Here is a 26,661-nt window from a genome sequence, read left to right as displayed (position 1 = left end):
CCGGTCGCGCACGCGGCCCACCAGCACGGCTCCGGCCGCTCCGGCCACCCACGCGGCGTGAGCGATCCAGTCCACGACCACCACGCGGCCACGTCCCGGTCCGCACCGGCGCTGCTCCGGTCCGCCGGGGCGCCCAGGTGCGCTGCCCCTCCGAACCGAGCCAGCGCTCTCCTGATCCACACCGGCGACAGCACGTGCACGGCCGTCATCGCCCGTCACCAGCCTCGACTCCGCGACACCTCCGAACCGGTCCTCGCGGTCCGAGCGGTGCGGGAGTTCCCGGCCACGCCACTCTGCGCCGCCCCGGCCCAGGCCCGCAACCGGCACCCCGCCGCCCTGTGGATAACTCCGCCCCGATCCGGGGCCTGTGGATAACCGATTAGGCCGATTGTCGGGGTATGGGGTGAGGATGGGTGCCATGGCCGACCTGCCGATGTTCTCCCCCGCCACCCGGGACTGGTTCCGGGGCGCCTTCGCCGAGCCCACCGCGGCCCAGCTGGGCGCCTGGCGGGCCATCGCCGCTGGTCAGCATGCCCTGGTCGTGGCGCCCACCGGATCGGGCAAGACCCTTGCCGCCTTCCTGTGGGCGCTGGACCGGCTGGCCACCGACCCGCCGCCGGAGGACGCCCGCCGCCGCTGCCGGGTGCTCTACGTCTCCCCGCTGAAAGCCCTGGCCGTGGACGTCGAGCGCAACCTGCGCGGACCGCTCGCGGGCATCCGCCAGGCCAGTCACCGGCTGGACCTGCCCGAACCGGCGATCGCGGTCGGCATGCGCACCGGCGACACCCCTGCCGACGAGCGGCGCGCCTTCGGCCGGAAACCGCCTGACGTGCTGGTCACCACCCCGGAGTCGCTGTTCCTGCTGCTCACCTCGGCGGCCAGGGACTCGCTGCGCGGGGTGCACACGGTGATCGTGGACGAGGTGCACGCGATGGCGGGCGGCAAGCGCGGGGCGCACCTCGCGCTGTCCCTGGAACGTCTGGACGAGCTGCTGGAGGCGCCTGCCCAGCGGATCGGGCTGTCGGCGACGGTGCGGCCGATCGAGGAGGTCAGCGCCTTCCTGGCCGGCGGCCGTCCGGTCGAGGTGGTGCAGCCGAAGACGCCCAAGACGATCGAGGTCAGGGTCGAGGTGCCGGTGGAGGACATGTCCACCCTCGGCGAGCCGACCGGGGAGGTCAGCGGGTCGGCCGCGGGCGCGGAGAAGCGCACCTCGATCTGGCCCGCGGTGGAGGAGCGGGTGCTGCGGCTGGTCCGCGCGCACCGGTCCACCATCGTCTTCGCCAACTCCCGCCGCCTGGCCGAACGCCTCACCGCTCGCCTCAACGAGCTCGCCACCGAACCCGACGACCGGGTCGAGCTCGACCAGTTCCCCGCCGAGGCGATCGGCCAGTCCGGGCTGAGCACTGGTGCGCACCCGGTGATCGCGCGGGCGCACCACGGCTCGATGTCCCGGGAGCAGCGCACCCTGGTCGAGGAGGAGCTGAAGTCCGGCGTGCTGCCCTGCGTGGTCGCCACCTCCTCGCTGGAGCTGGGTATCGACATGGGCGCGGTCGACCTGGTGGTCCAGGTCGAGGCGCCACCCTCGGTGGCCGCCGGGCTGCAACGCGTCGGCCGGGCCGGGCACCAGGTCGGCGCGGTGTCCAAGGGCGTGGTGTTCCCCAAGTTCCGCGGCGACCTGGTGGCCTGCGCGGTGGTCGCCGAACGGATGGCCGAAGGCGCCATCGAGGCCGTGCGGTACCCGCGCAACCCGCTGGACGTGCTGGCCCAGCACATCGTGGCCATGGTCGCGCTCGAACCCAAGACCGTGCCCGAGGTGGCCGCGCTGGCGCGGCGGGCCGCGCCGTTCGCCGCCCTGCCCGACTCGGCGTTGCACGCCGTGCTCGACATGCTCGCCGGGCGTTATCCCAGCGAGGACTTCGGCGAGCTGCGCGCCCGCATCACCTGGGACCGGATCACCGGCGAGCTCCGCGGCCGCCCCGGCGCGCAGCGGCTCGCGGTCACCTCCGGCGGCACCATCCCCGACCGCGGCCTGTTCACCGTGATGACCCCGGCCGGCGCCGAGGGCTCCGGATCGCGAGTCGGCGAGCTGGACGAGGAGATGGTCTACGAGTCCAGGGTCGGTGACACCTTCCTGCTCGGCACCTCCGCCTGGCGGGTCGAGGACATCACGCACGACCGGGTGATCGTCACCCCGGCGCCCGGCCAGCCCGCGCGGATGCCGTTCTGGAAGGGCGACTCCCCCGGCAGGCCGCTCGAACTGGGCAGGGCGCTGGGCAAGTTCGTCCGCGAACTGTCCACAATGGACGAACCGGCGGCCAGGGCGCGGTGCACGGCGGCCGGGCTGGACGAGTGGGCGACCGGCAACCTGCTGAGCTACCTCGCCGAGCAGCGCGCGGCCACCCGGCACGTGCCCAACGACCGGGCCATCGTGGTGGAGCGGTTCCGGGACGAGCTGGGCGACTGGCGCCTGGTGGTGCACTCCCCGTTCGGGGCCAGGGTCAACGGACCGTGGGCGCTGGCGGTGGCCGCCCGGCTGCGCGAGCGGCGCGGGCTGGAGGCACAGGTCGCGCATTCCGACGACGGGATCGTGCTGCGGTTGCCGGATGCCTGGGACAGCGACGGCGGGGAGGTGCTGCCCACGGCGGAGGACGTGCTGCTCGACCCGGAGGAGGTCGAACAGGTCGTGGTCGCCGAGCTGGGCTCCTCCGCGCTGTTCGCCGCCCGGTTCCGGGAGTGCGCCGCCCGGTCGCTGCTGCTGCCCCGCCGCGACCCGAAACGCCGGGTCCCGCTGTGGCAGCAACGACAGCGCTCGGCCCAGCTGCTGGCCGTGGCCGCGCGCTACGAGCAGTTCCCGGTGGTGCTGGAGGCCATGCGCGAGTGTGTGCAGGACGTCTACGACCTGCCTGGCCTGCGAGCGCTGATGACCGAGGTGCGCGGACGCAAGGTCAAGGTGGTCGAGGTCGAGACCCCCTCGCCCTCGCCGTTCGCGCGCAGCCTGCTGTTCGGCTACGTCGGCATGTTCCTCTACGAGACCGACGCGCCACTGGCCGAACGCCGCGCGGCCGCGCTGTCGCTGGACACCACCCTGCTCGCCGAACTGCTCGGCGCGGAGGCGATCCGCGAACTGCTCGACCCCGAGGTGCTCGCCGAGATCGAGCAGCAGCTGCAACGCCTCAGCCCGGACCGCCAGGTCCGCGACCTGGAGGGCGCGGCCGACCTGCTGCGCTTCCTCGGCGACCTGTCCACCGAGGAGGCCGCCGCCCGCGGTATCCAGCTGGCGTGGCTGACCGAGCTGGCCGCCACCCGCCGGGTCATCCAGGTGCGCATCGCCGGGGAGACGCGCTGGCTGGCCATCGAGGACGCGGGCCGGGTCAGGGACGCGCTGGGCGCGGCCCTGCCGGTGGGTGTGCCCGAGGTGTTCACCGAGCCGGTGCCCGATCCGCTCGGCGACCTGCTGTCCCGTTACGCCCGCGGCCGGGGCCCGTTCACCGCCGCCGACGCCGCGGCCCGGTTCGGACTGGGCGTGGCCGTGGTCACCGCCGTGCTGGAACGCCAGACCGGCCTCGGCCGCCTGGTCAAGGGCGAGCTGCGCCCGCTGGCCGAGGCGCACGCGCCCGCCGGCGGCCTGGAGTACTGCGACGCCGACGTGCTCCGCAGGCTCCGGCGCGCCTCCCTGGCCAGGCTGCGCGCCGAGGTCGAACCGGTGGAACCCGCCGCACTGGGCCGATTCCTGCCCGCCTGGCACGGGGTCAGCCGGCGGATGCGGTTCGCGCCGACCGTGGACGACGTGCTCTCCGTGGTGGAACAGCTGGCCGGCGTGCCGCTACCGGCCAGTGCCCTGGAGTCGCTGATCCTGCCCGCCCGGCTGCCCGGCTACTCCCCCGCGCTGCTCGACCAGCTCACCGCCAGCGGCGAGGTCACCTGGACCGGCAGCGGCGCGCTGGCCGGAGGTGACGGCTGGCTCGTGCTGGCCCCCACCGAGGTGGCCGACCTGCTGCTGCCCGATCCCGAGGATGACCCGCCCGCGACCCCGCTGCACACCGCGGTTCTGTCTACTTTGGACAATGGAGCGCTGTTCTTCCGTCAGCTGGCCGACCGAGCGGGCGAAGTCCTGCTCTCCCAAGCGGAACCGGCCCCCGACGACCAGGCGGTGCTCGCCGCCCTGTGGGACCTGGTGTGGGCAGGTCTGGTCAGCAATGACACCCTGACGCCGCTGCGCGCCCTGGTCGCGGGCCGCGGTGCCGCCCACAAACCCCGGGCGAGCACCCCGCGTGGCCGCTACGCGCGCCTGCGCGCGGCCCGCCCGGCCCTGCCCAGCCGCGGTGGCCCGCCCACCGCCGCCGGGCGCTGGACCCTGGTGCCGGCCAGGGCAACCGATCCCACCCGCCGCGCGCACGCCCGCGCCGAGGCGTTCCTGGAACGCCACGGCGTGCTCACCAGGGGCGCGCTGGAGACCGAGCGGGTCACCGGCGGCTTCAGCGCGGTCTACCGGGTGCTGCGCGCGATGGAGGACTCCGGCCAGGTGGTCCGCGGTTACGTGGTCGACGGTCTTGGCGCGGCCCAGTTCGCCGTCCGCGGCGCGGTGGACCAGCTACGTGCCAACGCCCGCGGCGGCGAACCCTTACCCGGCCAGCCCACCGCCGTGGTGCTGGCCGCGGCCGACCCGGCCCAGCCCTACGGCGCCGCGCTGCCCTGGCCGGCCGCGGTCGGCGACACCAAACACCGCCCTGGCCGCAAGGCCGGAGCGCTGGCGGTGCTCGTCGACGGGGTGCCCGCGCTGTACGTGGAGCGGGGTGGGCGGTCGCTGCTGTCCTTCACCGACGAGGACGGCGCGTTGCGCAGCGCCGCGGCCGCGCTCGCCCAGGCAGTGCACGACGGCTGGCTGGGGCAGCTCGCGGTGCAGCGGGCCGACGGCGAGGTCGCGTTGACCTCGAACCTGGCCGATGTGTTGCGCGAAGCCGGTTTCCGGGCCACACCGAAGGGACTACGACTACGAGCCTGAAAAACTGATACCCGCCCGTCGATCGGCGGCTGCCTGCCGGACACCTCCGGCTGTCAGCGTGCCCTGGTGCGACTCACCAGACTGCTCGCCCTGCTGACCAGTGCCGTTCTGCCGCTGGGCACCGCCGTGCCCGCGGTGGCGGCGCCCGCCGCGCCGGGACAGCTGAAAGTCATGTCGGTCAACCTCTGGTACGGCGGAACCAAGGTCAACGACTACCGCGCCAAGCAGGTCCGCTTTCTTCGGGAGCAGGCCGTGGACGTGGTGGCCATGCAGGAGAGCTACAGCGTCGCGGCCAAGGAACTGGCGGCCGAGCTCGGCTGGCACCACTACCAGGCCAGCTACAGCCTCGGCCTGATCAGCCGGTACCCGATCACCGCCAAGTACGCCCCGACCAGCGCGACCGGGAAAACCCTCCAGGGAGCCGGAATCCGGATCCGGCTGCCCGGGGGCAAGGAAACGGTGGTGTGGTCGGCGCACCTGAACTACACCCCGTACGGCCCGTACGACGCCTGCCACGCGGGCATGACCACCGCGCAGATCCTGCGCCGAGAGGAGGAGTCCCAGCGACCCCAAGAGATCCGCGACATCCTGGCCGAGCTGCGCGAGGAGCTGGCTGATGCCCAGCGCACGCCGGTGATCCTGGCCGGGGACTTCAACACGCCCTCGCACCTGGACTGGACTGCGGCCACCCGGAAGTCCCACTGCGGCTACACCATCGACTGGCCCACCACCAAGGAGGTCGCCAAGGCTGGCCTGACCGACTCCTACCGCGCCGTGCACCCCGACCCGGCCCGCGGCCCCGGCAACACCTGGTCCCCGGTCTACCTCTGGAACGACGAGGCGGGTAAGCCGGAACCCCAGGACCGCATCGACTTCATCCACGTCAAGGGGTCGCTGCGGGTGCTGGACTCGCGCACGGTGGTCGTCGGCACGCCAAAGCCGGTGCCCCACCACCGCGACAACGAGTGGACCTCCGATCACGCTGCGGTGGTGAGCACCTTCCGCTTCACCGCCTGAGCCGCCAAGATTTCCCCATGGGGATACGCACGACCAGTACGGTCGCCGGGGGGCTGGCGATCTTCGGGGTGGCCGCGGCGCTGCTGGCGGTACCGGTGTGGCTGTTCACCGGGCTGTTCGACGGCACCGGCGCGCAGGAGAACGCCGAGACCGACGCCACCCGCCGGGCCAACGCCCTCGGCGACCACCTGGCGCGCCTGCGCCTGTCCGGTGTCACCGACCACGCCCGCCTGGCCACCGAGCAGGCCGGCGTCCAGGTGCTGCGCACCGAGGGCGTGGAGCGGGCGCTGGGCGGGGTGTCGCTGCTCGTCCGGGTCACCGGGGAGGGCTGGCGCAGCAACTGGATGACGGGTGACCGCCGCTCCGGCCCGCCGGAAGCCACCGCCACCCGCTGCTTCACCCTGGAGTTCGGCAAACCGGGCCGCCCGGAGGGCGCCGCGAGCCCCACCGCCTGCGTGGAGGCCAGCCCGCTGACCTTCCCCGCGCCGACCACGGCGCCTGACCTGCGCCAGAACGTCCAGCCCACGGGCTGAACCCCGGACGCGGCGAGCGCAGGCAGCCGACAGAGGCGGCAAACGCCCACACGGACAGCGGACAGCGAGCGCGGGCAGAGGATGGCGTGCGGCGGGCGCGGGCAGCGGATCGCGCGCGGCGGGCACAGGCAGCGGGTCGCGAGCCGCGGGCGGCAAGCTGCGGACACGGGCTGCGGACTGCGGACACGGGCTGCGGACACGGGCTGCGGACTGCGGGCACGGGCTGCGGGCACGGGCTGCGGGCACAGGCGGTGAGCTGCGGACTGCGGGCTGCCTGCGGACAGCAAGCGTGCGCGCGGGCAGCTAGCAGCGGATAGCGGGCAGCGAGCGCTGGCGCGGAAAGCGGCGGCGGACGCGGGCGGCGGCGGAGGCGGAAATCGGCGGCGGGCGTGGAAATCGGGCTGCGGGCCTGGGCGGCGAGCGCGGGCGCGTGGGCCGCGGGCGCGGCGCGCAGGCAGCGGCGGGCGGCGGGGTGGGGGCGGGCAGCGGATCGGCCGCCCGGTCAGGCGACCTTCGGTGTTGCCCGCGCGCCCACGTACACGCACCCCGTCCCATCCGGCAGCTCCGTGAACACCACCGGCATCCAGTCGCCGCTGAACGTGCCCGTCCCCGGTCCCGCGCACACCGTCACCCGCTCCGACTCCGACACCGCCGTCAGCTCCATTTCCAGCGCGTCCGAGTACACCGCCATCCCGCCCACGAACCGGTACACCAGCCGGGTCACGCCCTCCTGTTCGGTCACCGTGATCTCCACACCTTCGCGGCGGTAGGTCCCGGCGAAACGGGCCAGATCCACTGTGACGGGCTGGGCCGGGGGGCCGAAGGGGGCGGGCATGGTGACGTCGGCCAGCTCGGCCAGTAGTTCGCGGAACAGGTCCGCGTACAGCAGGCGGGCGTCGCCGCCGTTGGTGAGCAGGGCGACCGCGACCCTGGTGCCCGGGATGACGCGCAGGTAGGCGAACTGGCCGGTGGCGGCGCCGTCGTGGCCGTAGCCGGGGGTGCCGTGCCAGTCGTACAGGGTCCAGCCCAGGCCCCAGGCGTCGGAGCTGACCGTCCACTTGTCCGGGACCTCGACCTCGCGGTGTTGCATCGCGGCGACCGTTCCGGCGGTGAGCAGGGCCTCGCCGTCGGGGGTTCGGCCGCCGTCGAGGTGCAGGCGGGCGAAGCGGACCACGTCACCGGCGCTGGCGCACAGGGCGCCGCCGTAGGGGCCGGCGTTGCGGGTCATCAGGTTCCAGACCGGGACCGGCGCGGGGTCCTGGCCGGAGGGGCCCTCGTGGCCGATGGCGGCGCGGAAGCGCAGCACCTCCTCGGGCAGGGTGACCGAGTGGGTCAGGCCCAGCGGCTCCAGCAGCCGGGTGCGCAGCGCTTCCTCCCAGGTCTGGCCGGTGACCACCTCGATGATCCGGCCGAGCAGGCTGTAGCCGCTGCTGCTGTATGCGAAGGCCGCGCCGGGCGGGAAGTCCTGGCCCAGGTCGGCGCAGGCTTCGGCGTACCTGGCCAGCGCGTCGTCGCCGCGGCCGGTGTCCAGGCTGAAGTCGCCGCTGAGGCCGCTGGTGTGGTTGAGCAACTGGCGGACCGTGATCGTCTTGGTCGCCTCGGGATCGGCGACGCGGAACTCCGGCAGCAGATCCACGACCCGCGCCTCCAGGTCCAGGTCACCGGCCTCGACCAGCCGCATGACCAGGGTGGCCGTGTACACCTTGGCGACCGAGCCGAGCTGGAACACCGACTCGGTGGCCGCGGGCACGCCAGTGCCGCGGTGCAGCAGGCCGCTGGCCAGCTCGTGGATCCGGCCGTCGGCCAGCACCGCCAGGGTCGCGCCGGGCACGTGGTGCTGGGCGCGGAGCTGGTCGAGCCGGGTCTGCCAGTGCGTGAGGTCGAAGGTCATCGGATTCTCCCCAGAGTTGCGAACGATGTTTCGGCGTTGCGCACACTGTACGCAGATGGCGATAGGAGACGCAACTGCGCACATCGTGCGCTAACCTTCGGGGCATGGCCGCTGAGCAGAAGCCGAACCTGTCGGTGTGGACCCGTCCGCGCCGCACCCGCGAACAGCCCGCGCTGAGCCGGGCGCAGATCGTGGCCGAGGCCGTCCGGCTACTCGACGCCGACGGCCTGGAGACGCTGAGCATGCGCAACCTGGGCGCGCGGCTGGGCGCGGGCGCGACCTCGCTGTACCGGCACGTGGCCAACAAGGACGAGCTGATCGAACTCGTGGTGGACGAGGTCTACGGCGAGATCGAGATCCCGGACCCGGGCGAGGACTGGCGGGCGGGCGCGACGGCCTGCGCGCACAGCATGCGCGCGATGATCCTGCGGCACCCGTGGATGGCCTCGGTGCTCGGCCAGGCCGGGCTGTCCTACTTGGGCCCCAACGTGATACGGCTCAACGACCGGATGCTCGCGGTGTACCTGGCCGCCGGTTTCGACCTGCTGGAGGCGGACCAGGCGCTGAGCGTGGTGGCCGCGTACGTGATCGGCATCAGCACCAGCGAGGCGGCCTGGCTGACCACGCTGGCGCGCAGCGGGCAGGGCGAGGCGGACTGGGCGGAACGGTTGCGGGAGAGCGCGACGCAGGCCATGGCGCCCTATCCGCGGCTGAGCGAGCTGACCGCGGCCTACGAGCGCCAGGACCAGCCCCGCGACCACCGGTTCGACTACGGGCTGGCCCGGATCCTGGATGGGCTGGCCACCCGGCTGGGCTAGCGACGCACGGCGGCGGACGCGGTGGACCGGGCGGCCGAGCCGGCCGCCGCGCGGCGGCAGCGGCGGACGCGCGGGTCAGCTGGCGAACAGCTCCGGATACGCGTTCAGCGCGGGCTGGCCGCCCAGGTGCGCGTACAGCACCGTCGAGTCCGGGCCGATCTCCTTGCGGGAGACCAAATCCAGCAGGCCGGCCATGGACTTGCCCTCGTACACCGGGTCGGTGATCATGCCCTCGGTCCGGGCCGCGACGCGCATCGCGGCCAGGGTCTGCTCGTCCGGGATGCCGTAGGCGCCTGCGTGGTAGCGCTCGTCCAGGATCAGCGCGTCGGGTGGGAGCTCGGTTTCCAGCAGGGCGGCGGTGTTCTCGGCGATGCGGCGGACCTGTTCGCGAGTGGTCTCGGGAGCGGCTGAGGCGTCGATGCCGATCACCCGGCGTGGGGGGCCGCCGGCGGCGGCGAAGCCGGCGATCATGCCCGCGTGGGTGGAGCCGGTCACCGAGCAGACCACGACGGTGTCGAAGAAGATGCCCAGTTCCCGTTCCTGCTCAATGACTTCCTGGGCCCAGCGGGCGAAGCCGAGGCCGCCAAGGGGGTGGTCGCTGGCCCCGGCCGGGATGGCGTACGGGGTGCCGCCCTCGGCCCTGACGTCGGCGAGGGCCTGTTCCCAGCTGGGCCGGTAGCCGATGTCGAAACCGGCTGACGAGCGCCGGATGTCCGCGCCCAGCAGCCTGCTCAGCTGCGGGTTGCCCACCTCGGCGTAGCCGGGGGTGTTGTGCTCGACCCAGTCCTCCTGCACCAGCACCGCGCGCATCCCGGTCACCGCGGCGACCGCGGCCACCTGGCGGGTGTGGTTGGACTGCACGCCGCCGATGGAGACCAGCGTGTCGCAGCCCTTCGCGAGCGCGTCCACCACCAGGTACTCCAGCTTGCGCACCTTGTTGCCGCCGTAGGCCAGGCCGGAGTTGCAGTCCTCGCGCTTGGCCCAGATCCGGGCGCCGCCCAGGTGCCGGGTCAGCCGGGTCAGCTCGTGCACCGGGGAGGGGCCGAACAGCAGGGGGTAGCGGGGGAACTTCGCCAGGCTCACGTGCTGCTCCTGTCCTCGTGCGTGGTGAGGGTGGCCCAGTTGGTCTCGACCAGTCGCGCGGCGCCGTCGGCCTCGCCCGCGCGGCAGGCGGCGATGATCTCCTCGTGCATGCGCACCGAGTCCCGCGCGGCGAGGGTGTCGAAGCGCAGCAGCACCAGGCGGTGCAGCGCGGGCAGGTAGCGCTCGATGGTCGCGGCGACCGCGGCGTTGCCGCAGGCCCTGACCGCGATCGCGTGGAAGTCCGCATCCGCGGTCAGCGCCGCCAGCGGGTCACCGGCGGCCAGCGCCGCCGCGAGCCGCTCGTTGGCCGCCCGCATCGCGGCCAGCTCCTGCTCCCCCATCCTCGGCACGGCCAGCCGCGCGGCCACCGACTGCATGGCCTGCACCACCACCTGCGCGTCCCGCACCGCCTCCGGGTCGACCGCGGTGACCCTGGTGTAGGAGTGCGGTTTGCTCTCGATCAGCCCCTCGTCGGCCAACCGCGCCAGCGCCTCCCGGACCGGCGTGCGGGACAGGCCAAGGCGTTCGGCGAGCTCGATGTCGCGCACCGGCGAGCCGGGCGGCAGGTCGCCGACCACGATGGCCTGGCGGATGGCGGTCAGCGCGCGGTCTCGCAGCAGCGACCGGTCCACCCGACTAATATATTGCATACCGGCACGCTAGCTCGGTTCTCGCCCACCCGCAAAAATTGCGTGGCCCGAAAACTTGCGGGGCGCGAACTTTTCTCGCTACGGTGGCGTCATGGAGCCCGGTCTGCGCGAACGCAAGAAGGCGGCCACCCGGCAGGCGCTCAGCTGGGCCGCGGTGCGGCTGGCGGTCGAGCGCGGGCTGGACAACGTGCTGGTCGAGGACATCGCGGCGGAGGCCGGGGTGTCCGCGCGGACCTTCAACAACTACTTCAGCGGCAAGGCCGAGGCGATCGCCTACCGGCACCTGGAGCGCGCCAGGCAGATCGGCGTCCGGCTGCGGGAGCGGCCCGCGGCCGAACCGCTGTGGACCGCGGTGACCGAGGCCGTGCTCGGGCATTTCCGGGCCATGGCCGAGGCTCCGCCGGATCCGGCGTGGCAGGCCGGGGTGCGGCTGATGACCGCGGAGCCGAGTGTGGTCGGCGAGTTCCTCAAGGCCAGCGCGCAAGCCGACCAGGAGTTCGCCGAGGTGGTCGCCGAGCGCACCGGCACCGATGTGAAGCAGGACCTCTATCCGCGACTGGTCGCCGGCTCGGTCAGCTCGGCCATCGCGGTGGCCACCGAGCTCTGGATGCACGCCGACCCGCCGCGGCCGGTGATCCCGCTGATCTCCGAGGCGCTGGCCCAGGTTTCGGCCGGACTGCCTGCGCCGTAACGACTTTCCCCGCCACGGTCGCTCCGCCCTGCCCTCGTCCAGCTGGCAAGAGCAAGGAGGACACCGTGGCAGAACAGCTTGACGTGGTCATCGCCGGTGGCGGCCCGAACGGGTTGCTGCTGGCCTGCGAACTGGCCCTGGTCGGGGCGCGGCCGGTGGTGCTGGAACGACTCGCCGAACCCTCGCTGGAACCCAAGGCCAACGGCCTGGTCGGCCGGGTGCTGGAGGCGCTCGACCACCGCGGCCTCTACCAAGCGTTGAGCGGACAGACCGGCCGGCCGCCGCGCACGCCGTTCTTCCAGTTCGGCGCGCTGGCCCTGGACCTGTCCATTGTGGACGATCACGCGCTCGGCACGCTCGCGGTGCCGCAGGCCAGGATGGAGGAACTGCTCACCAAACGCGCGCTGGAGCTCGGCGTGGAGATCCGGCGCGAGCACGAGGTCACCGACTTCAACCAGGACGTCGACGGGGTCACCGTGCGGGTCCGCACACCTCAGGGCGAACGGGAGATCCGGGCCCGGTACCTGGTCGGCGCGGACGGCGGGCGCAGCACGATCCGGAAGCGTTGCGGCATCGGCTTTCCCGGGGTCACCGACGACTCCTTCACCGGCTGGATGGGCAGTGTGGTGATCGAGGAGCCGGTGGCCGTGCCCGGCACCGGCGAGCTGGAGGTGCCCGGCATCGGACGGCTGCACCCGGCCACGTTCCGGCGCACCGAGCGCGGCCTGTTCGCCTACGGCATGTTCACCCCCGGCCAGTACCGGGTGTTCGTGATGGAGTGGCACCGGGACGAGGCGGAGTCCGGGCTGGCCGGGTTACGCGCGGCGGCGGGCCGGGTGCTCGGCACGGACATCCCGATGCGCCTGGTAGCGGGCATGGACGAGCCGGACCGCACCACCGCGGGCATCAACTCCCGGCAGGCCGAGCGGTACCGGGACGGCCGGGTGCTGCTGGTGGGCGACTCGGCGCACGTGCACTCCGGCATCGGCGGCCCTGGGCTGAACCTGGGCATGCAGGACGCGCTGAACCTGGGCTGGAAACTGGCCGCGGTGCTCACCGGCCGGGCAGGCGCGGAACTGCTGGACTCCTATGAGCGGGAACGGTTCCCGGTCGGCGAGCGGGTGCTCATGCACACCAGGGCGCAGACCGCGCTGGTCTCGCCGGGACCGAACGTGACCGCGCTGCGTGAGCTGATGGCGGAGCTGCTCACCGAGGAGGTGGTGATCCGGCGGATCGCGGACCTGATGGCGGGCGCGGACATCCGCTACGACATGGGCGTGCCGGATCCGCATCCGCTGGCAGGCCGCTGGCTGCCGGATGTGTCTCTGCGCGCCGCGGCCGGACCGACCAGGGTGGCGGAGCTGATGCGCGCGGCCCGGCCGGTGCTGCTGGCGCTGACCGACGCGCCGGAACTGATGGCCGCGGCGCAGGACTGGGCGAACCGGGTCGACCTGGTGCGGGCCGACCTGGACGTGGAGCCGGCCCGGCAGGAAGAACCGCCGGAGCCGACCGCACTGGGCGCCTCAGCCGGGGTGCGTACGCGTACAGGCACCGGGGCCGGGCTTGGGGAAGTCGAGGTCGTGCTGGTGCGGCCCGACGGCTACGTGGCCTGGGCAGGCACCGCGGACGCGCCCGGCGCGGCGCAAGCGCTGCGCCGGGCGCTGGCCACCTGGTTCGGCGAGGCCGGCCGGTAGCCGTCCACCGGGTCTAGAACGGCCACTCACCGCGTTCGCCGCGTTCCACCAGGGACAGCAGCTCGAACGAGCGGTCGGACAGGCCGCCGAAGGTGTGCCGGTTCGGCTGGCCCGCCGGGGTGTGGCCGGGTGCGTAGCCGGCCAGGTTCCAGGTGAACAGCGGAACCCTGGCCGGGATGGCGGTGCTGACGTCGCCGTCACTGTGCTGCTCGTCGGTCAGGACGACGACCCGGTCGTGCCCGCGGAAGTGCTTCCGCAGCGCGCTGACGGTCTTCGTGCCCGAGCCGAGGAAGAAGCCGTCTGACTCCCACCTGCGCACGCCCCGCAGCACCGGTTCCTCCGGCCGCAGCGGGAAAACCATGCTGCGGTCGGAGTACGACACCACGGTGGCGTGCTCGGCCCGCGCCGCGAGGGCGAGGCCGAACAGCACCGCCGCGTCCCACCGCTTCAGCGTGCCGTCGCGGGAGAACGAGTCGGTCATCGAGTAGGACGTGTCGATCAGCACCAGGGTGCGGCCGGTCAGCCTCGGCACCGAGGCCAGCGAGCAGGTCAGCGCCGTGTCCAGGCTGGCCGACCAGCGCGCGCCCGCCGCCCGGTGGGCCGCCAGGAACCGCAGCGGCAGCTGCCGGGACCTGGCCACCTGGGCCGGGTCGGTCAGCCGCGCCGCGATCCGGGCGGCGTCCTGGTCGCTGATCCCGGCCCGGTCGAAGTTGCGCAGGTTGCGCAGCAACGCCATGTAGCCCATGGCCGGGAGCACCGCGGACCAGGCCGCCGCGTCCAGCGGACCCTGCGTCCAGCCGGCCAGCGCCTCCCAGGTCATCCCGGCCTCGTGCAGGTCGGTGACGGCCTTGGCCGGGTCGCGGACCAGCAGGGCACGCCGGGCCTCGACCGGCAACGCGGTCAATGCCTGGCGGGCCAGCAGGACCGGCAGTCCTTCCGGCACACCGGCGCGGTCGTGCCGCGCGTCGATGAGCCAGCGGAACAGCCTGCCCTGCAACGCATCCCTGGGCGCCGGGTGGGTCAGCTCCAGCACGTCGGCGAAGCGGAAGCCCCGCGCGGCCGAGTCCCACTTGAGCGCGGCACGCTCGTCGTAGAGCCTGCGCACCGCGTCCGCGACACCCCGCTTGACCGGCTTCGGGATCGCGCGGCCGTAGCGCGCGGTCCAGTAGGCCAGCAGCTCGCCGGGTTCGTCGGCCCGCTGCAGCACGGATTCCACCACCTGCCGGGTCAGCCCGGACAGCTGGTGCTCCTGCCTGGTGCGGGCGAACTCCACCGCGCCGGCCAGCGCCGCCGAGCGCAGGTTCGCCGAACCGCGCAGCCAGCCGAGCAGCCGCGCCGTCCACTCCGGATCGAGCAGCGTGTTGGCCCGAACCAGTGCGGCGTAACGGTTGTCCCGGTCCTCGGCGAGCTCGTAGCAGGAGGCCTCACCGACGAAGTTGCTGACCGCCAACAGGAACAGCTCGGTGCGAGCGTCCCGCTGGTACGCCTTGCCACCCTGTCGCGTACGCAGCCGGGTCAGCAGGTTGAACTTGCCCATGGAACACCCCCCGAGGATTTCCCTTGTGTGGTAACGAAAAAAGATTAGGTGTGCCCGAGATCAAAGTCGGCGACGGTACGCGTGCTCTACCGGACTGAGCTACCAGACCCGAAGTCTGGACGGGATTCGAACCCGCGACCTCGCCATTACAGAGTGGAAGTAACCGTTGCCTGCGCACCGGGCACATGAGGAACAGTAGCCGGAATGTCCAGCTGCCCCAACCGAATTTACAGCCGGCGGTCGGCGTAGACCGCCATCGCGTCCCTGATGAACTCGGTGACGCCCGTGCCGAACTTCTCGTAGTTCGCCGCGAACCGCTCGTCCTGCACGTACATCTCGCCGAGCCCCCGGAACTGCTCCGCGGTGGGCCGCCTGCCCTGCCAGCCCTCGACCACCCACTCGTAGTGCCGGGCCACGATCGCCTGCACCTCCTCGTCACCGGGGTCCCGGCCGGCGGCCGCGGCCCCGGCCAGGCCGGTGGCGATCTCCGCCTGCTCGTCGAGGTGCGCCTTGCGGCCGTCCTCACCGAGCCCGCGCCACCACCGGTCACCGCGCTGGTAGGTCTCCTTGCCCCAGCGCTCGGTCACCTCCTGCTCGTACTTCGTGTGGTCAAAACCGTCGAAAACCTCGGCAGCCATCAGTTCTTCACCTTCTTCCGTCTTCCGCAACGTGGTCCGCACCGACTCGATCTGCCGCCCGATCCGCTGCCGCTCCTGTTCCAGCAGCTTCAGGTGGGTGCGCAACGCGGCGGCGGTGTCCCGCTGCCCATCGAGCACCTCGGAGATCATCGGGAGGCTGAGGCCGAGCTCCCGCAACAGCAGAATCCGTTGCAGGCGCACGAGGGAGCTCTGGTCGTAGTACCGGTAACCGTTGCTCCCCACCCGGCTCGGCGGCAGCAGCCCCAGCTGGCCGTAGTGGCGCAGGGTGCGGCTGGTGGTGCCTGCCGAGCGCGCGATGTCCTGGATGGACCACTCCACCGCGGCTCACCTCCCGTTGTCGTTCGGTGAGGTCAACGGTAGAAGTTGACGCAACGTCAATGTCAACCCGCGGTGGTGGCCAGCCTCAGCAGCGCCCACAGCTGGGCGGTGGCGTCCCTGCTACCGGCCAGGGTGACCGTACGGTCCGGCACCCGGCCCCACAGCCACAGGTAGACCGACATGGGCTCGCCGGTGACCAGCCCGTCCGCGCCCGCCGCCTCGGTGGCGGAGACGCGTTCGGCCACCGTGCCCTCGGGGCCGGTGTGCACCAGCCAGGCGTGGCCGCCGGTGCGCAGGCCGACCGTGCCGCGCTGCGGGCCGGTGATGCCCAGCCGCCCCAGCCGGTAGCCCAGCCACAGCAGCAGCGCCTCGTCCACGCCGTCCACGGCGAACTCCGGCGCGATCTCCAGCAACTGCTCGCCCGCGGCGGACTGCGCGTCCACCCGGTGCAGTGTGCTCTCGTGCGCGATCCGCCGCCGCCAGAACCCGTAGCTGGAGTCGGCGGGCCACCAGGTCGGGCAGGGCGCGTACGGATCGTGCGCGGCCAGCTCCTCGGCCAGCTCGCGCAAACCGCTGCGCAGCTGGTCCGGCAGCGGCTCCGCCGGTTCTTGCTCGGCCGGGGTGACCAGCGGCGGAGCCCCGGTGCGCAGCCAGCTCAGGGCGAGCCGGTAGCCGTGCGCGGCCGCGCGGACCGCCTCACCGAGGGTCCGCCGCGGCCACGCGGGCACGGCGCTGCCGAGGTCGGCCCCGGCAGCGCACACGGCGAGCAGTTCTCCTTCGGCGCGCAGGGTGTCGAGCAGCCGGGCCGGATCGATGAGGGCCTGCCCGCTCACCTGTCTGCCTCGTGCAGGACCCGCTCGGCGAGCACGAGGAAGTCCTCGGTCTGCCGGAGCAGGTCGTCGGCGTCGCGCTGGCTGACCAGCCGGGTGATGCCGGCCTGCACCTGCGCCCTGCGGTTGGCGCCCGCGGCGTAGAAGGCGGCCCATTCGCGCAGCTCAGGAGCTGCGTGCGCGAGCAGGACCCACACGCTGGTCGGGCGGTTCTTGCCCGGGCGGGGACGCGCCCGGATGGCCAGCACCGAGGCGGCGGCGCGCAGTGCGGCCAGGTGCGCCACGGCGTAGCGCTCGGCGGGCTGCGGCTCCCGGCGCGCGTTCTCCAGGCCGCGCTGGGCCTGGGCGAGCAGACCGGCCGCGGCCACCGGACCCGTGCGCGGCCGGTAGGGCAGCTCGGGGGAGTTGCGCCGCTGGATCGGGAAGTGGACGGGGACAGACATCACGGCCTCCTCAAGACGTCACCACAAAGGACGACTCCGCCGAGGGGAAGCCGGCGGCGCCGGGCGGCGAGGTGCTTCCCCCACCCCGCCGCCCGGCTTGGCCCGAACACATGATCTATCGAACATGCGTTCGAACGACTCCACACTAGCCTGGGGGACCGACAATGCTCAACCCATCTCGACGTGGGGCGGAACACCGCGACGCGGGCGGGTCATGGTGTGATGAGACGGTGAGCGCAGCAGAGCATCCCGGCATCAGCGAGACCGTCGTCGAGCTGACCGCCGACGACCTCCGCATGCGGCTGGGTGAGGCCCTGGCGCTGTACGTGGCGGCGATGCGGTACCCGCCGAGCACCGTGCAGCAGCGGGCCCCGATGTGGCTGGCGCACATGGTCCGCGCGGGCTGGCGCTGCGTGGGGGCCTACGACGAGCAGGGCGCGCTGGCCGGGATCGGCTACGGCTACCGCGGCGCGAGCGGGCAGTGGTGGCACGAGCAGGTCCGGCGCGGGCTGACCGCGATCGCGGCGCCGAACGTGGTGCACCAGTGGATGGGCGACTACTTCGAGCTGACCGAGCTGCACGTGCGCCCGGACGCCCAGGGCCAGGGTCTCGGCGAGCAGCTGCTGCGCGGGCTGATGTCCCGCACCGACTCCGGCACCGTGCTGCTGTCCACCCCGGAGGGCCCGTCCCGGGCGTGGAAGCTGTACCGCCGCCTGGGCTTCCAGGACGTGCTGCGGCACTACACCTTCACCGGCGACCCAAGACCCTTCGCGGTCCTGGGCCGCCGGCTACCGCTGGATCCCTAAGCCCCGAGCCGGTCGCGAAGCAGGTCCAGCCCCATCGCGCCCATCTTCAGCGCGCGCTCGTGGAAGCGCTTGAGGTCGAAGTCCGCGCCCTCGCGCTGCTTGGCCTCGTCGCGGGCTTGCAGCCAGAGCCGTTCGCCGAGCTTGTACGAGGGGGCCTGGCCCGGCCAGCCCAGGTACCGGTCGATCTCGTCGCGCACGTGGGTGGCGTCGGTGATGGTCCTGGTGAGCATGAACTCCAGGCCCAGTTCCGGGGTCCAGCGCTCGCCGGGGTGGAAGCCGGAGCCGGCCGGGATGGTCAGCTCCAGGTGCATGCCGATGTCCACGATCACCCTGGCCGCGCGGAACAGGTGCGCGTCCAGCATGCCCAGCAGGTTGCCGTCGTCGTCGAGGTAGCCCAGCTCGCGCATGAGCCGCTCGGCGTAGAGCGCCCAGCCCTCGCCGTGGCCGGAGACCCAGCACAGCAGGCGCTGGAAGGTGTTGAGCCGCTCGGCCTCGTGCACCGCGGTGGCGATCTGCAGGTGATGGCCCGGCACGCCCTCGTGGTAGACGGTGGAGACCTCGCGCCAGGTGGAGAAGTCCTCCTTGTCCGCGGGCACCGACCACCACATCCGGCCGGGGCGGGAGAAGTCGTCGGTGGGGCCGGTGTAGTAGGCGCCGACGGTGCCGCCGGGCGGGGCGATCCGGCATTCCAGGGCCATCAGCCGGTCCGGGATCTCGAAGTGCACGCCGCGCAGGTCGGTCAGCGCCCGGTCGGAGAGCTCCTGCATCCAGCGCTGGAAGGCGTCCTGGCCGTGCACCCGGTAGCGCGGGTCGGCGTCCAGCGCGGCGGCCGCCTCGGCCAGCGTGGCTCCCGGCTTGATCCGGCCTGCGACCTGCTTCATCTCCGACTCGATCCGGGAGAACTCCTCCCAGCCCCACTCGTAGGCCTCCTGCAGGTCCAGGGCGGCGCCGGTGAAGAACCGGGAGGACAGCTGGTAGACCTCAAGGCCGACCGCGTCCTTCTCCGGGGCGCTGGGCGCGAGCTCCTCGCGCAGGAACCGGCCGAAGTCGGCGTAGGCGGCCGAGGCGGCCTCGGCGTGCGCGCGCAGGTCGGCGGTCAGCGCCGGGGACACCCCGTCGACCTGCTCGGCGGCGGCGACCATGGTGCTGAAGAAGGACTCCCCGCCGCGGCGGCCCGCCCAGGTCTCGCACTGCTCGGCCACCCGGCGGACCTGCCGGATCGCCGAGGTCCGGCCCTTGGCCGCGGAGTGGCTGAGCGCGGCGCGCACCTGGTCGAGCGCGACCGGCATGCCGCCGAGCCGGGTGGAGATCACCGCCCAGTCCTCCGCGGTGCCGCTGGGCATCAGGTCGAAGGTCTGCCGCAGCTCGTGCACCGGGCTGGCGATGACGTTGAGCTCGCTGGCGTCCAGCCCGGCCTCGTGCCGTTCCACGCTCAGCCCGACCCGCTCCAGGAAGACGTCCTTGGCGGCCTGCTCGTCGGCGTCCGCGGCGGTGGCGGCGCGCAGGTCGCGCAGGGCGGTGCGGTTCAGCTCGGCGCGGGCGGCGTGGCCCTCCGGCGAGTAGTCGGTGAGCTTGTGGTCATGACCAGGGACACCGAGGTAGGTGGCGGTGTTCGGGTCGAGCGCGGCGAAATCTCGCACGTACCGCTCGCTGATCTGGTGGACGCCTTCGGTCGCGGACATGACCGGGACGCTACCTGGCTGCTCCGGCCGGGTGCTTTCGGATTCTTGTGCGCTGGCAACGACACGTCACTCGAATGGCTGGCAGGATGATCCGGTGCCCCTGTCACGGCGACTCCTCGCCCTGCCACTGCTCGGGCTGCTGTGCGCGTTCTTCCTCTCCGGCTGCGTGCGCGCCTCGCTGACCATGGCGGTCACCGAGGACGACCGGGTCTCCGGCGAGCTGGTGCTGCTCACCCTGCCGACCCGCGAGGGTGACCTGGGCCCGCAGCTGAAGGTGCCTGCCGAGCTGGCCAGCCGGGTGCGGGTGCTGCCGCACAGCAGGGACGGCTACTCGGGCTCGCAGCTGTTCTTCAACGGGCTGACCTTCGAGGAGCTGCGCGGGCTGGCCAGCGCCACCGAGCTGCTCTCCACCAACTACCGGTTGCAGCTGCGCCGCTCCGGCGGCCTGGTGACGCTGTCCGGGGCGGTCGACCTGACCTCGCTGGCGCCGGAGCGCACCGATGTCCAGTTGAAGATCAGCTTCCCCGGCCGGATCGCCAGCACCAACGGCAAGCACCTCACCGACGGCATCGGCTGGTCGCCCAAGGCCGGGGAGATCACCGAGCTGGCCGCCACGGTGTCCTACGCCGACCAGCGCACCGAGTCCTGGGAGTACTGGGCGATGGTGGTCGCGGGTGGTTCCGGCGGGGTGGCGCTGCTGGTGTACGTGATGGCCTTCGTGGCGCACCGGCGCTACGTCGCCCGCCTCGACCCCGTGGAGTGAGCCGTTGCGCGCGCCGCTGACCCTCGCCGTGGCCCAGCCGCCCTGCATCTCGCACGACGTGGCCGGCAACGCGGTCAGCCACGCCGCCACCGTGCGCGCGGCCGGGGCCAGGGTGGTGGTCTTCCCCGAGCTGTCGCTCACCGGCTACGAGCTGGCCGCCGACCTGATCAGTCCCGAGGACGCCCGGCTGTGGCCGATCGTGGAGGCCTGCGCGGACACCGGCGCGCTGGCGCTGGCCGGGGCGCCGGTGGCCGGGCCGCACATCGCCGTGCTGGCCATCGACGGCGACGGCGTCCGGGTGGCCTACCGCAAGCAGCACCTGGGCGGCGCGGAGCCGGAGCGGTTCCGGCCCGGCCCCGGGCCGGTGGTGCTGACGGTGGACGGCTGGCGGCTGGGCCTGGCGGTCTGCCGGGACACCGGCGTGCCCCGGCACGCGGCGGACACCGCGGCCCTGGGCATGGACGTATACGTGGCCGGCGTGGTGCACGAGGAGTCCGAGCTGGCCGAGCAGGAGCGCCGCGCAAGGCGGGTGGCCAGTGAGCACGGCGTGCAGCTGGCCATGGCCAGCTGCGCGGGCGCCACCGGCGGCGGTTTTGACCGCTGCGCCGGGCATTCCACGATCTGGGCCGCGGACGGCTCGGTGCTGGCCGCGGCGGGACCGGAGACCGGCGCGGTGGTCAGCGCGCGGCTGTCAGGACACGGCTGACTCTGACTCGCCGACCAGCCGCAGCCGGGGCCGGTCCTGGCGCAGGGTGTGCACCGGCGGCCGCCCGTAGGCCTGCCGGTACTGCGCGGCGAACCGGCCGAGGTGGGTGAAACCCCAGCGCAGCGCCACATCGGTGACCGAACCGCCGGCCCGGCCCTCGGCGATGGCCAGCAGGTCCCGGTGCGCCCGGTCCAGCCGCACCCGGTACAGGTAGGCCAGCGGGGTGGTGTCCAGGTGGGTGCGGAAGGCCCGTTGCAGTGAGCGCACCCCGACCCTGGCCGCCAGCGCCATGTCCGCCGGGGTGACCGGTTCGGCGGCGTGCTCCTCGCAGTAGGCCATGGCCCGGCGCAGCACCTGCGGCAGCTCGGGCCGTTCGGGTTCGGCCAGCGCCTCGGCCAGGGTGTGCGGCTGGCTGTCCAGCAGGCCGTGCACCAGCATCTGCTCGAAGTGCGCGGCGGCCAGCGGCGAGCGGGCGAACAGTCCCGAGCCCGCCTGTTCGGCGAAGACGCGCATGGCCAGCAGCCAGGACCGGGCCGCCGGGCCGACCTCCGGTTCGAACCGGGTCGGCGCGGCCGGTGAGTCGCCGAGCCGCAGCGCCAGCGCCTCGTCGATGGCGGCGCGGGTGAAGCGCAGGATCAGCGTGTTGCTGTCCCCGCTCCAGCGCATCCGCAGCCGCTGCCCCGGCCCGACCACGCTGCTGTCGGTGCCGACCTGGTGCTGGTCCACCCGCAGGTCCCCGTGCCCGGTCAGCGGCAGGTGCACGTTGTAGATGTCGGGCAGCTCCCCCGGTCGCACCTCGACCTCCGCGCCGTAACCCAGCTCGAACACCGACACCGCCCCGACGTGCGCGGCCACGAACCGCCCGGACAGCGGCAGGTTGTCCACCACCCGCAGCCGGTGCGGCGCGAAGTGCGTGCTGACCACCTCGTGCACCTCGTCGACATCCCGGCCCTCGAACAAGATCATGCTGACTCCCCGTGCCGTACCCAGGACGTGCCACCCACCGCGCCGATTGTCCGAATCGCGCCTCGCATCCTGTCGCGATCTGGATTTCCCTGCTCACGGACCCGACCTAGGTTTCGCGGTACGACGCGCGCCGCTGGGGGTGCGCGGGTCGGGAACAGGAGGGTCACCATGGCGGCGACACAGTTCCACAACACCAGGCCGACCGGCGACCTACAGGTGGTCCTGCGCGCCGGAAAGCGGCGCGGCGGCCGGACCACCGCGGCCCGGCCCCGGCCGGGAACCGCCTCGCCAGGAAACCGCTCCCGCGCCTAGGTTTCCCGGCATGACACAGCGACGGTTGATCTCCAGCGGATCGACGTTCGAGGAGCAGATCGGGTACTCCAGGGCCGTGGTGGCCGGGGACCACGTCCACGTCTCCGGCACCACCGGCTTCGACTACACCACGATGACCATCTCCGAGGACCTGCTGACCCAGGCCGCCCAGTGCCTGCGCAACATCGAGCAGGCCCTGGCCGAGGCCGGGTGCACCTTCGCCAACGTGGTGCGGGTGCGCTACCTGCTGCCGGACCGCGCCGACTTCGAGCCCTGCTGGCCATTGCTGCGCAAGGCTTTTGGCGCGGCGCGGCCCGCGGCGACGCTGGCGATCTGCGGGCTGCTGGATGCCAGGGCGCGGATCGAGATCGAGGTGGACGCGCGGCTCTGATCAGCTGGCCGGGGCGAACTTCGCCGCGATCCGGGGCAGCGCGGCGCGCACCGAGCCGTTGTGGTCGACCGCCCCCACATCGGTGACCGTGTGCGCCGCTCCCTTGCCCGCGAGCTGACCCGCGCACTGCCGCGCGTGCGCGAAGGCCACATCCCGGTCCCCCGCGGCGTGGAAGATCTCCACCGGCACCGCGGGCCGCCAGTCGCAGGTGGTGTCCATGGCGCGGAGCTGGTCGCGGAAGGGGCCGGCCGGGTTGCGGATCTTGGCCAGGAAGTCCTCGGTGAACAGGTCCTTCGCTTTGGGGGGCAGGGCGGCGGCGATCTCCTGGGTCCTGTGGTCGCCGTCGAAGAGGGTCTCCACCCGGTCGGCGTAGGGCTCGCGGAAGGCCTGGCGGGGCGAGTCGTACAGGCCGTACATCCGGTGCCAGGCGGTGCCGAAGTAGGCCAGGTACAGCGCGGCCTTGTCCACCTCGTCCCGGGCGGCGTCGGCCTCGAACCGGCTCAGCTCGAACGGGCCGCCGACCGGGGCCAGCGCGTCCAGGGTGAAGGCCGGGTCCGCGCCCTCCTGCACCGCCCGGCCCAGCAGCATGGTGGCCGGGCCGCCCTGGGAGAAGCCGCTGATCCGCAGCCGCTCGTCGAAGGTGCGGCCCTGCTTCCCGGCGACCTCCCTGGCCGCGCGCAGGGCGTCCAGGGCGGCGGAGACGGTGGCTTGCGGGTGGCCGTAGGGGTGGTGGCCGGGGCCCTCGCCCAGGCCGAGGTAGTCGGGGGCGGAGACGGCCCGGCCGGTGGCGGCGAACAGCAGCGCGGCGGCGCGGTCGGTGGACTCGGGCTTCACCGAGGCCACGTCGCCGCGGTAGACCGTGGTGCCGTGCAGCCAGGAGACCACGCCCAGGTCGCTGTGGTCGTTGCGGGGCAAGGCGATCAACTGGCTGGCGGTGGTGGGCTCGCCGCGCACGCCGACGGTCCGGTACACCACCCGGTGCGCGGTCACGCCGTAGCGGACCTGAGCGTGGTCGATCTTGGCCGCGGTCAGCTGGGCGCGCACCTGCTCGGCGCTCAGCTCAGCCACCTGGGTGGTGGAGATTACCGAGCCGCGCTGTCCGGGGGCGGGCGGGGTGGCGGTGGCGCAGGCGGTCGCGGCCAGCGCGGCGGCGCAGGTCAGGGTCAGCGGGAGGAGTCGTTTCGCAAGCACGGCACCAGCTTGTCGATCAAGACCGGCGATCGACATGGCGTCAGGCCGCCTCCTGCGGTGGAGTCGCGGGGTGGTGCCAGACCTACCCGGTCAGGAGGCCTTGGTGTCCGGTTCCGGGGGCAGCAGGCGGATGAACGGCCCGGCCTCCGCCGCGCGCGATCGCCGGTCGGCCTGCTTGCGGCGCCAGCAGGAGCGCAGCACCACCACGGTCAGCACCACCACGACCGCCACCCACACCACCAGCACGATGGTCAGCTGCGCGTGATCCGACAGCAGGGGCTGCGCATCCGGGGCCGTCACGGGTGGCTCCACCTTTCGCCGGGTCCGATGACCATAGCGAAAGTCATGTGGCGCAACGGTATTCACCGTATCTGTTCATCACAAGGAGACCGGATGCGACGAACGGCTGCACCTGAGTGGACCAGTCGGCCCTACGGTCCGTGCAGACCGCAGGGCCGGACTTTCACGCTCTGGCGGGTACCAGTCCGAGGTTTTCCAGCACCTCGCGCGTCGCGGTCGACTTGTTCAGCGTGTAGTAGTGCAGGTTCCGCACGCCCTCGGCCAGCAACCGCTCGGACAGCTCGGTGGCGATCCGCACGCCCTCCGCGCGCACCGCGGCCGGGTCGTCGGCGATCGGGTCGATCCGGGCCAGCACCTCGGCCGGGATCGGGTCGCCGGAGAGCTCGGCCATCCGGCGCACACCCTTGACCGAGGTGATCGGCATCAGGCCGGGCAGCAGCGGCACCCGGTCCACGTCCACCCCGCGCGCGGCCACCCGGTCGCGCAGCCGGAGGAACTCCTCCACCCGGAACACCGTCTGGGACACCGCGTACTGGGCGCCGGCGTCGAACTTGCGGACCAGGTAGTCCGCGTCGGTGTCCAGGTCGGGTGAGCGCGGGTGGCCGTTGGGGAAGCAGGCCACGCTGACGCAGAAGTCGCCGAGCCCGCGCACCAGGCGGACCAGGTCCTCGGCGTAGGCCAGGCCCTCAGGGTGCGGGATCCAGTCGCCGTGCGGGTCGCCGGGCGGGTCGCCGCGCAGCGCGAGCACGTTGGTCACCCCGGCCGAGGCGTACCAGCCGATGATGTTGCGCAGCTCGGCCACCGAGTGGTTCACCGCGGTCAGGTGCGCCACCGGCAGCAGCGTGGTCTCCGCGGCGATGCGGCCGGTGATCCGGATGGTGCGGTCCCGCTTGGAGCCGCCCGCGCCGTAGGTGACCGAGACGAACGTGGGTTCCAGCGGTTCCAGCTCCCGGATCGAGCGCCACAGGCCCCGTTCCGCGTTCTCATCACCCGGCGGGAAGAACTCCACCGAGAACGAGGGTCTGCCTGTGCACAGGCGATCCACCACCGACGTCATACGCCAAGGTTACTGGCCCGGAATGCCGCTTTGGCGGGTTGTTCCAACAAGTGGATCCGCCCTTCGCGGCACGGTCCGGCCGACCTTGATACCAGGTGCCGCAAATGGGAGTTTCGCCACCCGGGCATGCGCCCAGGCGGAGGAACACGCAGGATTGAAGGGTGCCTCCACCGCAGCTGCTGCGCCATCCGATCGACGTCGACCTCACCGCGCACGTGCACGAGGCGCTCCGGGAGTTCCTGGAGGAGCGCCGGCGGGAGATCGACGCGATCGACGAGACGGTCGCCGCCGCGATGGACTCGCTGACCAGTTTCATCCTGGACGGCGGCAAGCGGATCCGGCCGACTTTCGCCTGGTGGGGCTGGCGGGCCGGGGGCGGGCGGCCGGAGTCGCCGGACGCGCCGGAGGTGCTGCGCGCGGTCAGCTCGCTGGAGCTGATCCAGGCCTGCGCGCTGGTGCACGACGACCTGATGGACTCCTCGGACCGGCGGCGCGGGCAGCCGACCCTGCACGTGCGCTTCGCCATGCAGCACCACGCGGCAGGCTGGGCGGGCACCCCGGACGCCTTCGGGCTCTCCGCCGCGATCCTGCTCGGCGACCTGGCCCTGGCCTGGGCCGACGACCTGCTCTACGACGCCGCGCTGGACCAGGCCGCGCTGGCGCGGGCGCGCCCGGTGTGGCGGTCCATGCGCACCGAGGTGCTGGTCGGGCAGTACCTGGACGTGCTGGCCCAGGCCCGCGCGGCGAACGAGCCGGAGACCGCGATGCGGATCAACCGGTACAAGACCGCCGCCTACACCGTGGAGCGGCCGCTGCACCTGGGCGCCGCGCTGGCCGGTGGCTCGCCGGAGCTGATCGCCGGGCTGCGCGCCTTCGGCACCGACCTCGGCATCGGCTTCCAGCTGCGCGATGACCTGCTCGGCGTGTTCGGCGACCCCAAGGTCACCGGCAAACCCGCTGGTGACGACCTGCGCGAGGGCAAGCGCACGCTGCTGGTCACGCTCGGCCTGCGGCAGGCCGAGGAGCTGGGCGACCGGCCAGCGCTGGTCGCCTTGCAGGCCGCGATCGGCAACCCGGAGCTGGACGAGGCCGGGGTGGACCGGACCAGGGAGCTGCTGCACCGGCTGGGCGCGGTGGCGGCGGTGGAGCAGCGGATCACCGCGCACACCGAGGCCGCGCTGAGCGCGCTGGCGACCGCGCCGATGGCCGAGGAGCAGGCCCGCGGCAAGCTCGCCGAGCTCGCGATCGAGGCCACCCGCCGCGACCACTGACCAATGGTTGTCACCGCGCTGACACGGGCTGGAAACAGGACCGCCGGAAT

General features: G+C 73.0%; 24 protein-coding genes. 12 read left to right on the top strand and 12 right to left on the bottom strand.

Translation table 11 applies throughout. The features are described 5' to 3' along the window. The first annotated feature begins 418 nt into the window (after positions 1 to 418). The 3 genes from M8C13_RS38950 to M8C13_RS38940 all read left to right on the top strand — a co-directional run bounded on the left by M8C13_RS38950 (position 419) and on the right by M8C13_RS38940 (position 6,552). Entirely contained in the window at positions 419 to 5,002 is a 4,584-nt protein-coding gene (locus M8C13_RS38950) for an ATP-dependent helicase (protein WP_252485834.1), read from the top strand. Positions 5,003 to 5,068: 66 nt separating this feature from the next. Continuing rightward, positions 5,069 to 6,019, top strand: a complete 951-nt coding sequence (locus M8C13_RS38945; protein WP_252485833.1) for an endonuclease/exonuclease/phosphatase family protein — start codon at positions 5,069 to 5,071, stop codon at positions 6,017 to 6,019. Positions 6,020 to 6,036: 17 nt separating this feature from the next. Further along, complete coding sequence (locus tag M8C13_RS38940) at positions 6,037 to 6,552, top strand: hypothetical protein (protein ID WP_252485832.1); 516 nt, start codon at positions 6,037 to 6,039, stop codon at positions 6,550 to 6,552. Between the two features lie 502 nt (positions 6,553 to 7,054). Here the strand turns inward: M8C13_RS38940 and M8C13_RS38935 are convergent. Then, positions 7,055 to 8,443, bottom strand: coding sequence for a serine hydrolase (locus M8C13_RS38935; RefSeq protein ID WP_252485831.1), 1,389 nt, complete (start codon positions 8,441 to 8,443; stop codon positions 7,055 to 7,057). A 104-nt stretch (positions 8,444 to 8,547) separates the two neighbouring features. On the opposite strand from M8C13_RS38935, the gene M8C13_RS38930 reads away from it, so the two are divergent. Beyond that, positions 8,548 to 9,261 (top strand): TetR/AcrR family transcriptional regulator, encoded by a 714-nt coding sequence (locus tag M8C13_RS38930; RefSeq protein WP_252485830.1) that lies wholly within the window; start codon positions 8,548 to 8,550, stop codon positions 9,259 to 9,261. A gap of 75 nt (positions 9,262 to 9,336) precedes the next feature. Here M8C13_RS38930 and M8C13_RS38925 read toward each other — a convergent pair whose 3' ends face one another. Both M8C13_RS38925 and M8C13_RS38920 read right to left on the bottom strand, forming a co-directional pair. Continuing rightward, on the bottom strand, positions 9,337 to 10,344 hold the full coding sequence (locus M8C13_RS38925) for a 1-aminocyclopropane-1-carboxylate deaminase (protein ID WP_252485829.1): 1,008 nt from the start codon (positions 10,342 to 10,344) through the stop codon (positions 9,337 to 9,339). After that, positions 10,341 to 10,976, bottom strand: coding sequence for a GntR family transcriptional regulator (locus M8C13_RS38920; RefSeq protein WP_308202910.1), 636 nt, complete (start codon positions 10,974 to 10,976; stop codon positions 10,341 to 10,343). Before M8C13_RS38920 ends, M8C13_RS38925 begins: the two co-directional genes overlap by 4 nt. A gap of 109 nt (positions 10,977 to 11,085) precedes the next feature. Here M8C13_RS38920 and M8C13_RS38915 point away from each other — a divergent pair, with 109 nt between their 5' ends. Together M8C13_RS38915 and M8C13_RS38910 are read left to right on the top strand one after the other, a co-directional pair. Continuing rightward, positions 11,086 to 11,685: a TetR family transcriptional regulator gene (locus tag M8C13_RS38915; protein WP_252485827.1), complete on the top strand. Its 600-nt coding sequence runs from the start codon at positions 11,086 to 11,088 to the stop codon at positions 11,683 to 11,685. 65 nt (positions 11,686 to 11,750) lie between these two features. Then, positions 11,751 to 13,379: an FAD-dependent monooxygenase gene (locus M8C13_RS38910; RefSeq protein ID WP_252485826.1), complete on the top strand. Its 1,629-nt coding sequence runs from the start codon at positions 11,751 to 11,753 to the stop codon at positions 13,377 to 13,379. A gap of 13 nt (positions 13,380 to 13,392) precedes the next feature. On the opposite strand, the gene M8C13_RS38905 is transcribed toward M8C13_RS38910, so the two are convergent. The 4 genes from M8C13_RS38905 to M8C13_RS38890 all read right to left on the bottom strand — a co-directional run bounded on the left by M8C13_RS38905 (position 13,393) and on the right by M8C13_RS38890 (position 17,166). After that, the gene (locus tag M8C13_RS38905) at positions 13,393 to 14,916 is read right to left on the bottom strand and encodes a TROVE domain-containing protein (RefSeq protein WP_252485825.1); all 1,524 of its coding nucleotides are present in this window, start codon (positions 14,914 to 14,916) and stop codon (positions 13,393 to 13,395) included. Between the two features lie 227 nt (positions 14,917 to 15,143). Next, the gene (locus M8C13_RS38900) at positions 15,144 to 15,893 is read right to left on the bottom strand and encodes a MerR family transcriptional regulator (RefSeq protein ID WP_252485824.1); all 750 of its coding nucleotides are present in this window, start codon (positions 15,891 to 15,893) and stop codon (positions 15,144 to 15,146) included. 62 nt (positions 15,894 to 15,955) lie between these two features. After that, on the bottom strand, positions 15,956 to 16,726 hold the full coding sequence (locus M8C13_RS38895; RefSeq protein WP_252485823.1) for a maleylpyruvate isomerase N-terminal domain-containing protein: 771 nt from the start codon (positions 16,724 to 16,726) through the stop codon (positions 15,956 to 15,958). Beyond that, entirely contained in the window at positions 16,723 to 17,166 is a 444-nt protein-coding gene (locus M8C13_RS38890; RefSeq protein ID WP_252485822.1) for an SAV_6107 family HEPN domain-containing protein, read from the bottom strand. Before M8C13_RS38890 ends, M8C13_RS38895 begins: the two co-directional genes overlap by 4 nt. 230 nt (positions 17,167 to 17,396) lie before the next feature. Between M8C13_RS38890 and M8C13_RS38885 the strand changes: the two genes are divergently transcribed. Further along, positions 17,397 to 17,972, top strand: coding sequence for an N-acetyltransferase (locus tag M8C13_RS38885; protein ID WP_252485821.1), 576 nt, complete (start codon positions 17,397 to 17,399; stop codon positions 17,970 to 17,972). On the opposite strand, the gene M8C13_RS38880 is transcribed toward M8C13_RS38885, so the two are convergent. Beyond that, positions 17,969 to 19,654 (bottom strand): DUF885 domain-containing protein, encoded by a 1,686-nt coding sequence (locus tag M8C13_RS38880; protein ID WP_252485820.1) that lies wholly within the window; start codon positions 19,652 to 19,654, stop codon positions 17,969 to 17,971. The genes M8C13_RS38885 and M8C13_RS38880 overlap by 4 nt on opposite strands. Positions 19,655 to 19,748: 94 nt before the next feature. Between M8C13_RS38880 and M8C13_RS38875 the strand changes: the two genes are divergently transcribed. Further along, positions 19,749 to 20,417 (top strand): DUF3153 domain-containing protein, encoded by a 669-nt coding sequence (locus tag M8C13_RS38875; protein WP_252485819.1) that lies wholly within the window; start codon positions 19,749 to 19,751, stop codon positions 20,415 to 20,417. Positions 20,418 to 20,421: 4 nt separating this feature from the next. Further along, entirely contained in the window at positions 20,422 to 21,123 is a 702-nt protein-coding gene (locus M8C13_RS38870; protein WP_252485818.1) for a carbon-nitrogen hydrolase family protein, read from the top strand. Here the strand turns inward: M8C13_RS38870 and M8C13_RS38865 are convergent. Further along, entirely contained in the window at positions 21,109 to 22,089 is a 981-nt protein-coding gene (locus tag M8C13_RS38865) for an AraC family transcriptional regulator (protein ID WP_252485817.1), read from the bottom strand. The two genes, M8C13_RS38870 and M8C13_RS38865, sit on opposite strands and share 15 nt — an antisense overlap. A gap of 168 nt (positions 22,090 to 22,257) precedes the next feature. On the opposite strand from M8C13_RS38865, the gene M8C13_RS38860 reads away from it, so the two are divergent. Both M8C13_RS38860 and M8C13_RS38855 read left to right on the top strand, forming a co-directional pair. Beyond that, positions 22,258 to 22,401 carry a hypothetical protein gene (locus M8C13_RS38860; RefSeq protein ID WP_252485816.1) on the top strand — a complete coding sequence of 48 codons (144 nt, stop codon included), beginning with the start codon at positions 22,258 to 22,260 and terminating at the stop codon, positions 22,399 to 22,401. Positions 22,402 to 22,411: 10 nt separating this feature from the next. Further along, positions 22,412 to 22,792 carry a RidA family protein gene (locus M8C13_RS38855; RefSeq protein ID WP_252485815.1) on the top strand — a complete coding sequence of 127 codons (381 nt, stop codon included), beginning with the start codon at positions 22,412 to 22,414 and terminating at the stop codon, positions 22,790 to 22,792. Here the strand turns inward: M8C13_RS38855 and M8C13_RS38850 are convergent, their stop codons facing one another. From M8C13_RS38850 to M8C13_RS38840, 3 genes are all read right to left on the bottom strand, one after another. Next, positions 22,793 to 23,983 (bottom strand): lipase family protein, encoded by a 1,191-nt coding sequence (locus tag M8C13_RS38850; RefSeq protein ID WP_252485814.1) that lies wholly within the window; start codon positions 23,981 to 23,983, stop codon positions 22,793 to 22,795. Between the two features lie 90 nt (positions 23,984 to 24,073). Further along, the gene (locus M8C13_RS38845) at positions 24,074 to 24,283 is read right to left on the bottom strand and encodes a hypothetical protein (protein ID WP_252485813.1); all 210 of its coding nucleotides are present in this window, start codon (positions 24,281 to 24,283) and stop codon (positions 24,074 to 24,076) included. A gap of 163 nt (positions 24,284 to 24,446) precedes the next feature. Next, positions 24,447 to 25,340: a methylenetetrahydrofolate reductase gene (locus tag M8C13_RS38840; RefSeq protein WP_252485812.1), complete on the bottom strand. Its 894-nt coding sequence runs from the start codon at positions 25,338 to 25,340 to the stop codon at positions 24,447 to 24,449. 161 nt (positions 25,341 to 25,501) lie between these two features. On the opposite strand from M8C13_RS38840, the gene M8C13_RS38835 reads away from it, so the two are divergent. Next, entirely contained in the window at positions 25,502 to 26,611 is a 1,110-nt protein-coding gene (locus M8C13_RS38835) for a polyprenyl synthetase family protein (protein WP_252485811.1), read from the top strand. The last annotated feature ends 50 nt before the right edge of the window (positions 26,612 to 26,661 follow it).

It is taken from the genome of Crossiella sp. SN42, from assembly GCF_023897065.1.
In the GTDB taxonomy this organism is placed as follows: domain Bacteria; phylum Actinomycetota; class Actinomycetes; order Mycobacteriales; family Pseudonocardiaceae; genus Crossiella.
The sequence above is the reverse complement of the archived record's forward strand: the minus strand, read 5'-3'. Positions and strand labels throughout refer to the sequence as shown.

Excerpts from the sequence above, each read along its gene's own strand:
- M8C13_RS38940 (WP_252485832.1), top strand. The coding sequence starts at position 6,037 with ATGGGGATACGCACGACCAGTACGGTCGCCGGGGGGCTGGCGATCTTC.
- M8C13_RS38915 (WP_252485827.1), top strand. The coding sequence starts at position 11,086 with ATGGAGCCCGGTCTGCGCGAACGCAAGAAGGCGGCCACCCGGCAGGCG.
- M8C13_RS38880 (WP_252485820.1), bottom strand. The coding sequence starts at position 19,654 with ATGTCCGCGACCGAAGGCGTCCACCAGATCAGCGAGCGGTACGTGCGA.
- M8C13_RS38905 (WP_252485825.1), bottom strand. The coding sequence starts at position 14,916 with ATGGGCAAGTTCAACCTGCTGACCCGGCTGCGTACGCGACAGGGTGGC.
- M8C13_RS38840 (WP_252485812.1), bottom strand. The coding sequence starts at position 25,340 with ATGACGTCGGTGGTGGATCGCCTGTGCACAGGCAGACCCTCGTTCTCG.
- M8C13_RS38930 (WP_252485830.1), top strand. The coding sequence starts at position 8,548 with ATGGCCGCTGAGCAGAAGCCGAACCTGTCGGTGTGGACCCGTCCGCGC.
- M8C13_RS38865 (WP_252485817.1), bottom strand. The coding sequence starts at position 22,089 with ATGATCTTGTTCGAGGGCCGGGATGTCGACGAGGTGCACGAGGTGGTC.
- M8C13_RS38935 (WP_252485831.1), bottom strand. The coding sequence starts at position 8,443 with ATGACCTTCGACCTCACGCACTGGCAGACCCGGCTCGACCAGCTCCGC.
- M8C13_RS38950 (WP_252485834.1), top strand. The coding sequence starts at position 419 with ATGGCCGACCTGCCGATGTTCTCCCCCGCCACCCGGGACTGGTTCCGG.
- M8C13_RS38855 (WP_252485815.1), top strand. The coding sequence starts at position 22,412 with ATGACACAGCGACGGTTGATCTCCAGCGGATCGACGTTCGAGGAGCAG.
- M8C13_RS38860 (WP_252485816.1), top strand. The coding sequence starts at position 22,258 with ATGGCGGCGACACAGTTCCACAACACCAGGCCGACCGGCGACCTACAG.
- M8C13_RS38890 (WP_252485822.1), bottom strand. The coding sequence starts at position 17,166 with ATGTCTGTCCCCGTCCACTTCCCGATCCAGCGGCGCAACTCCCCCGAG.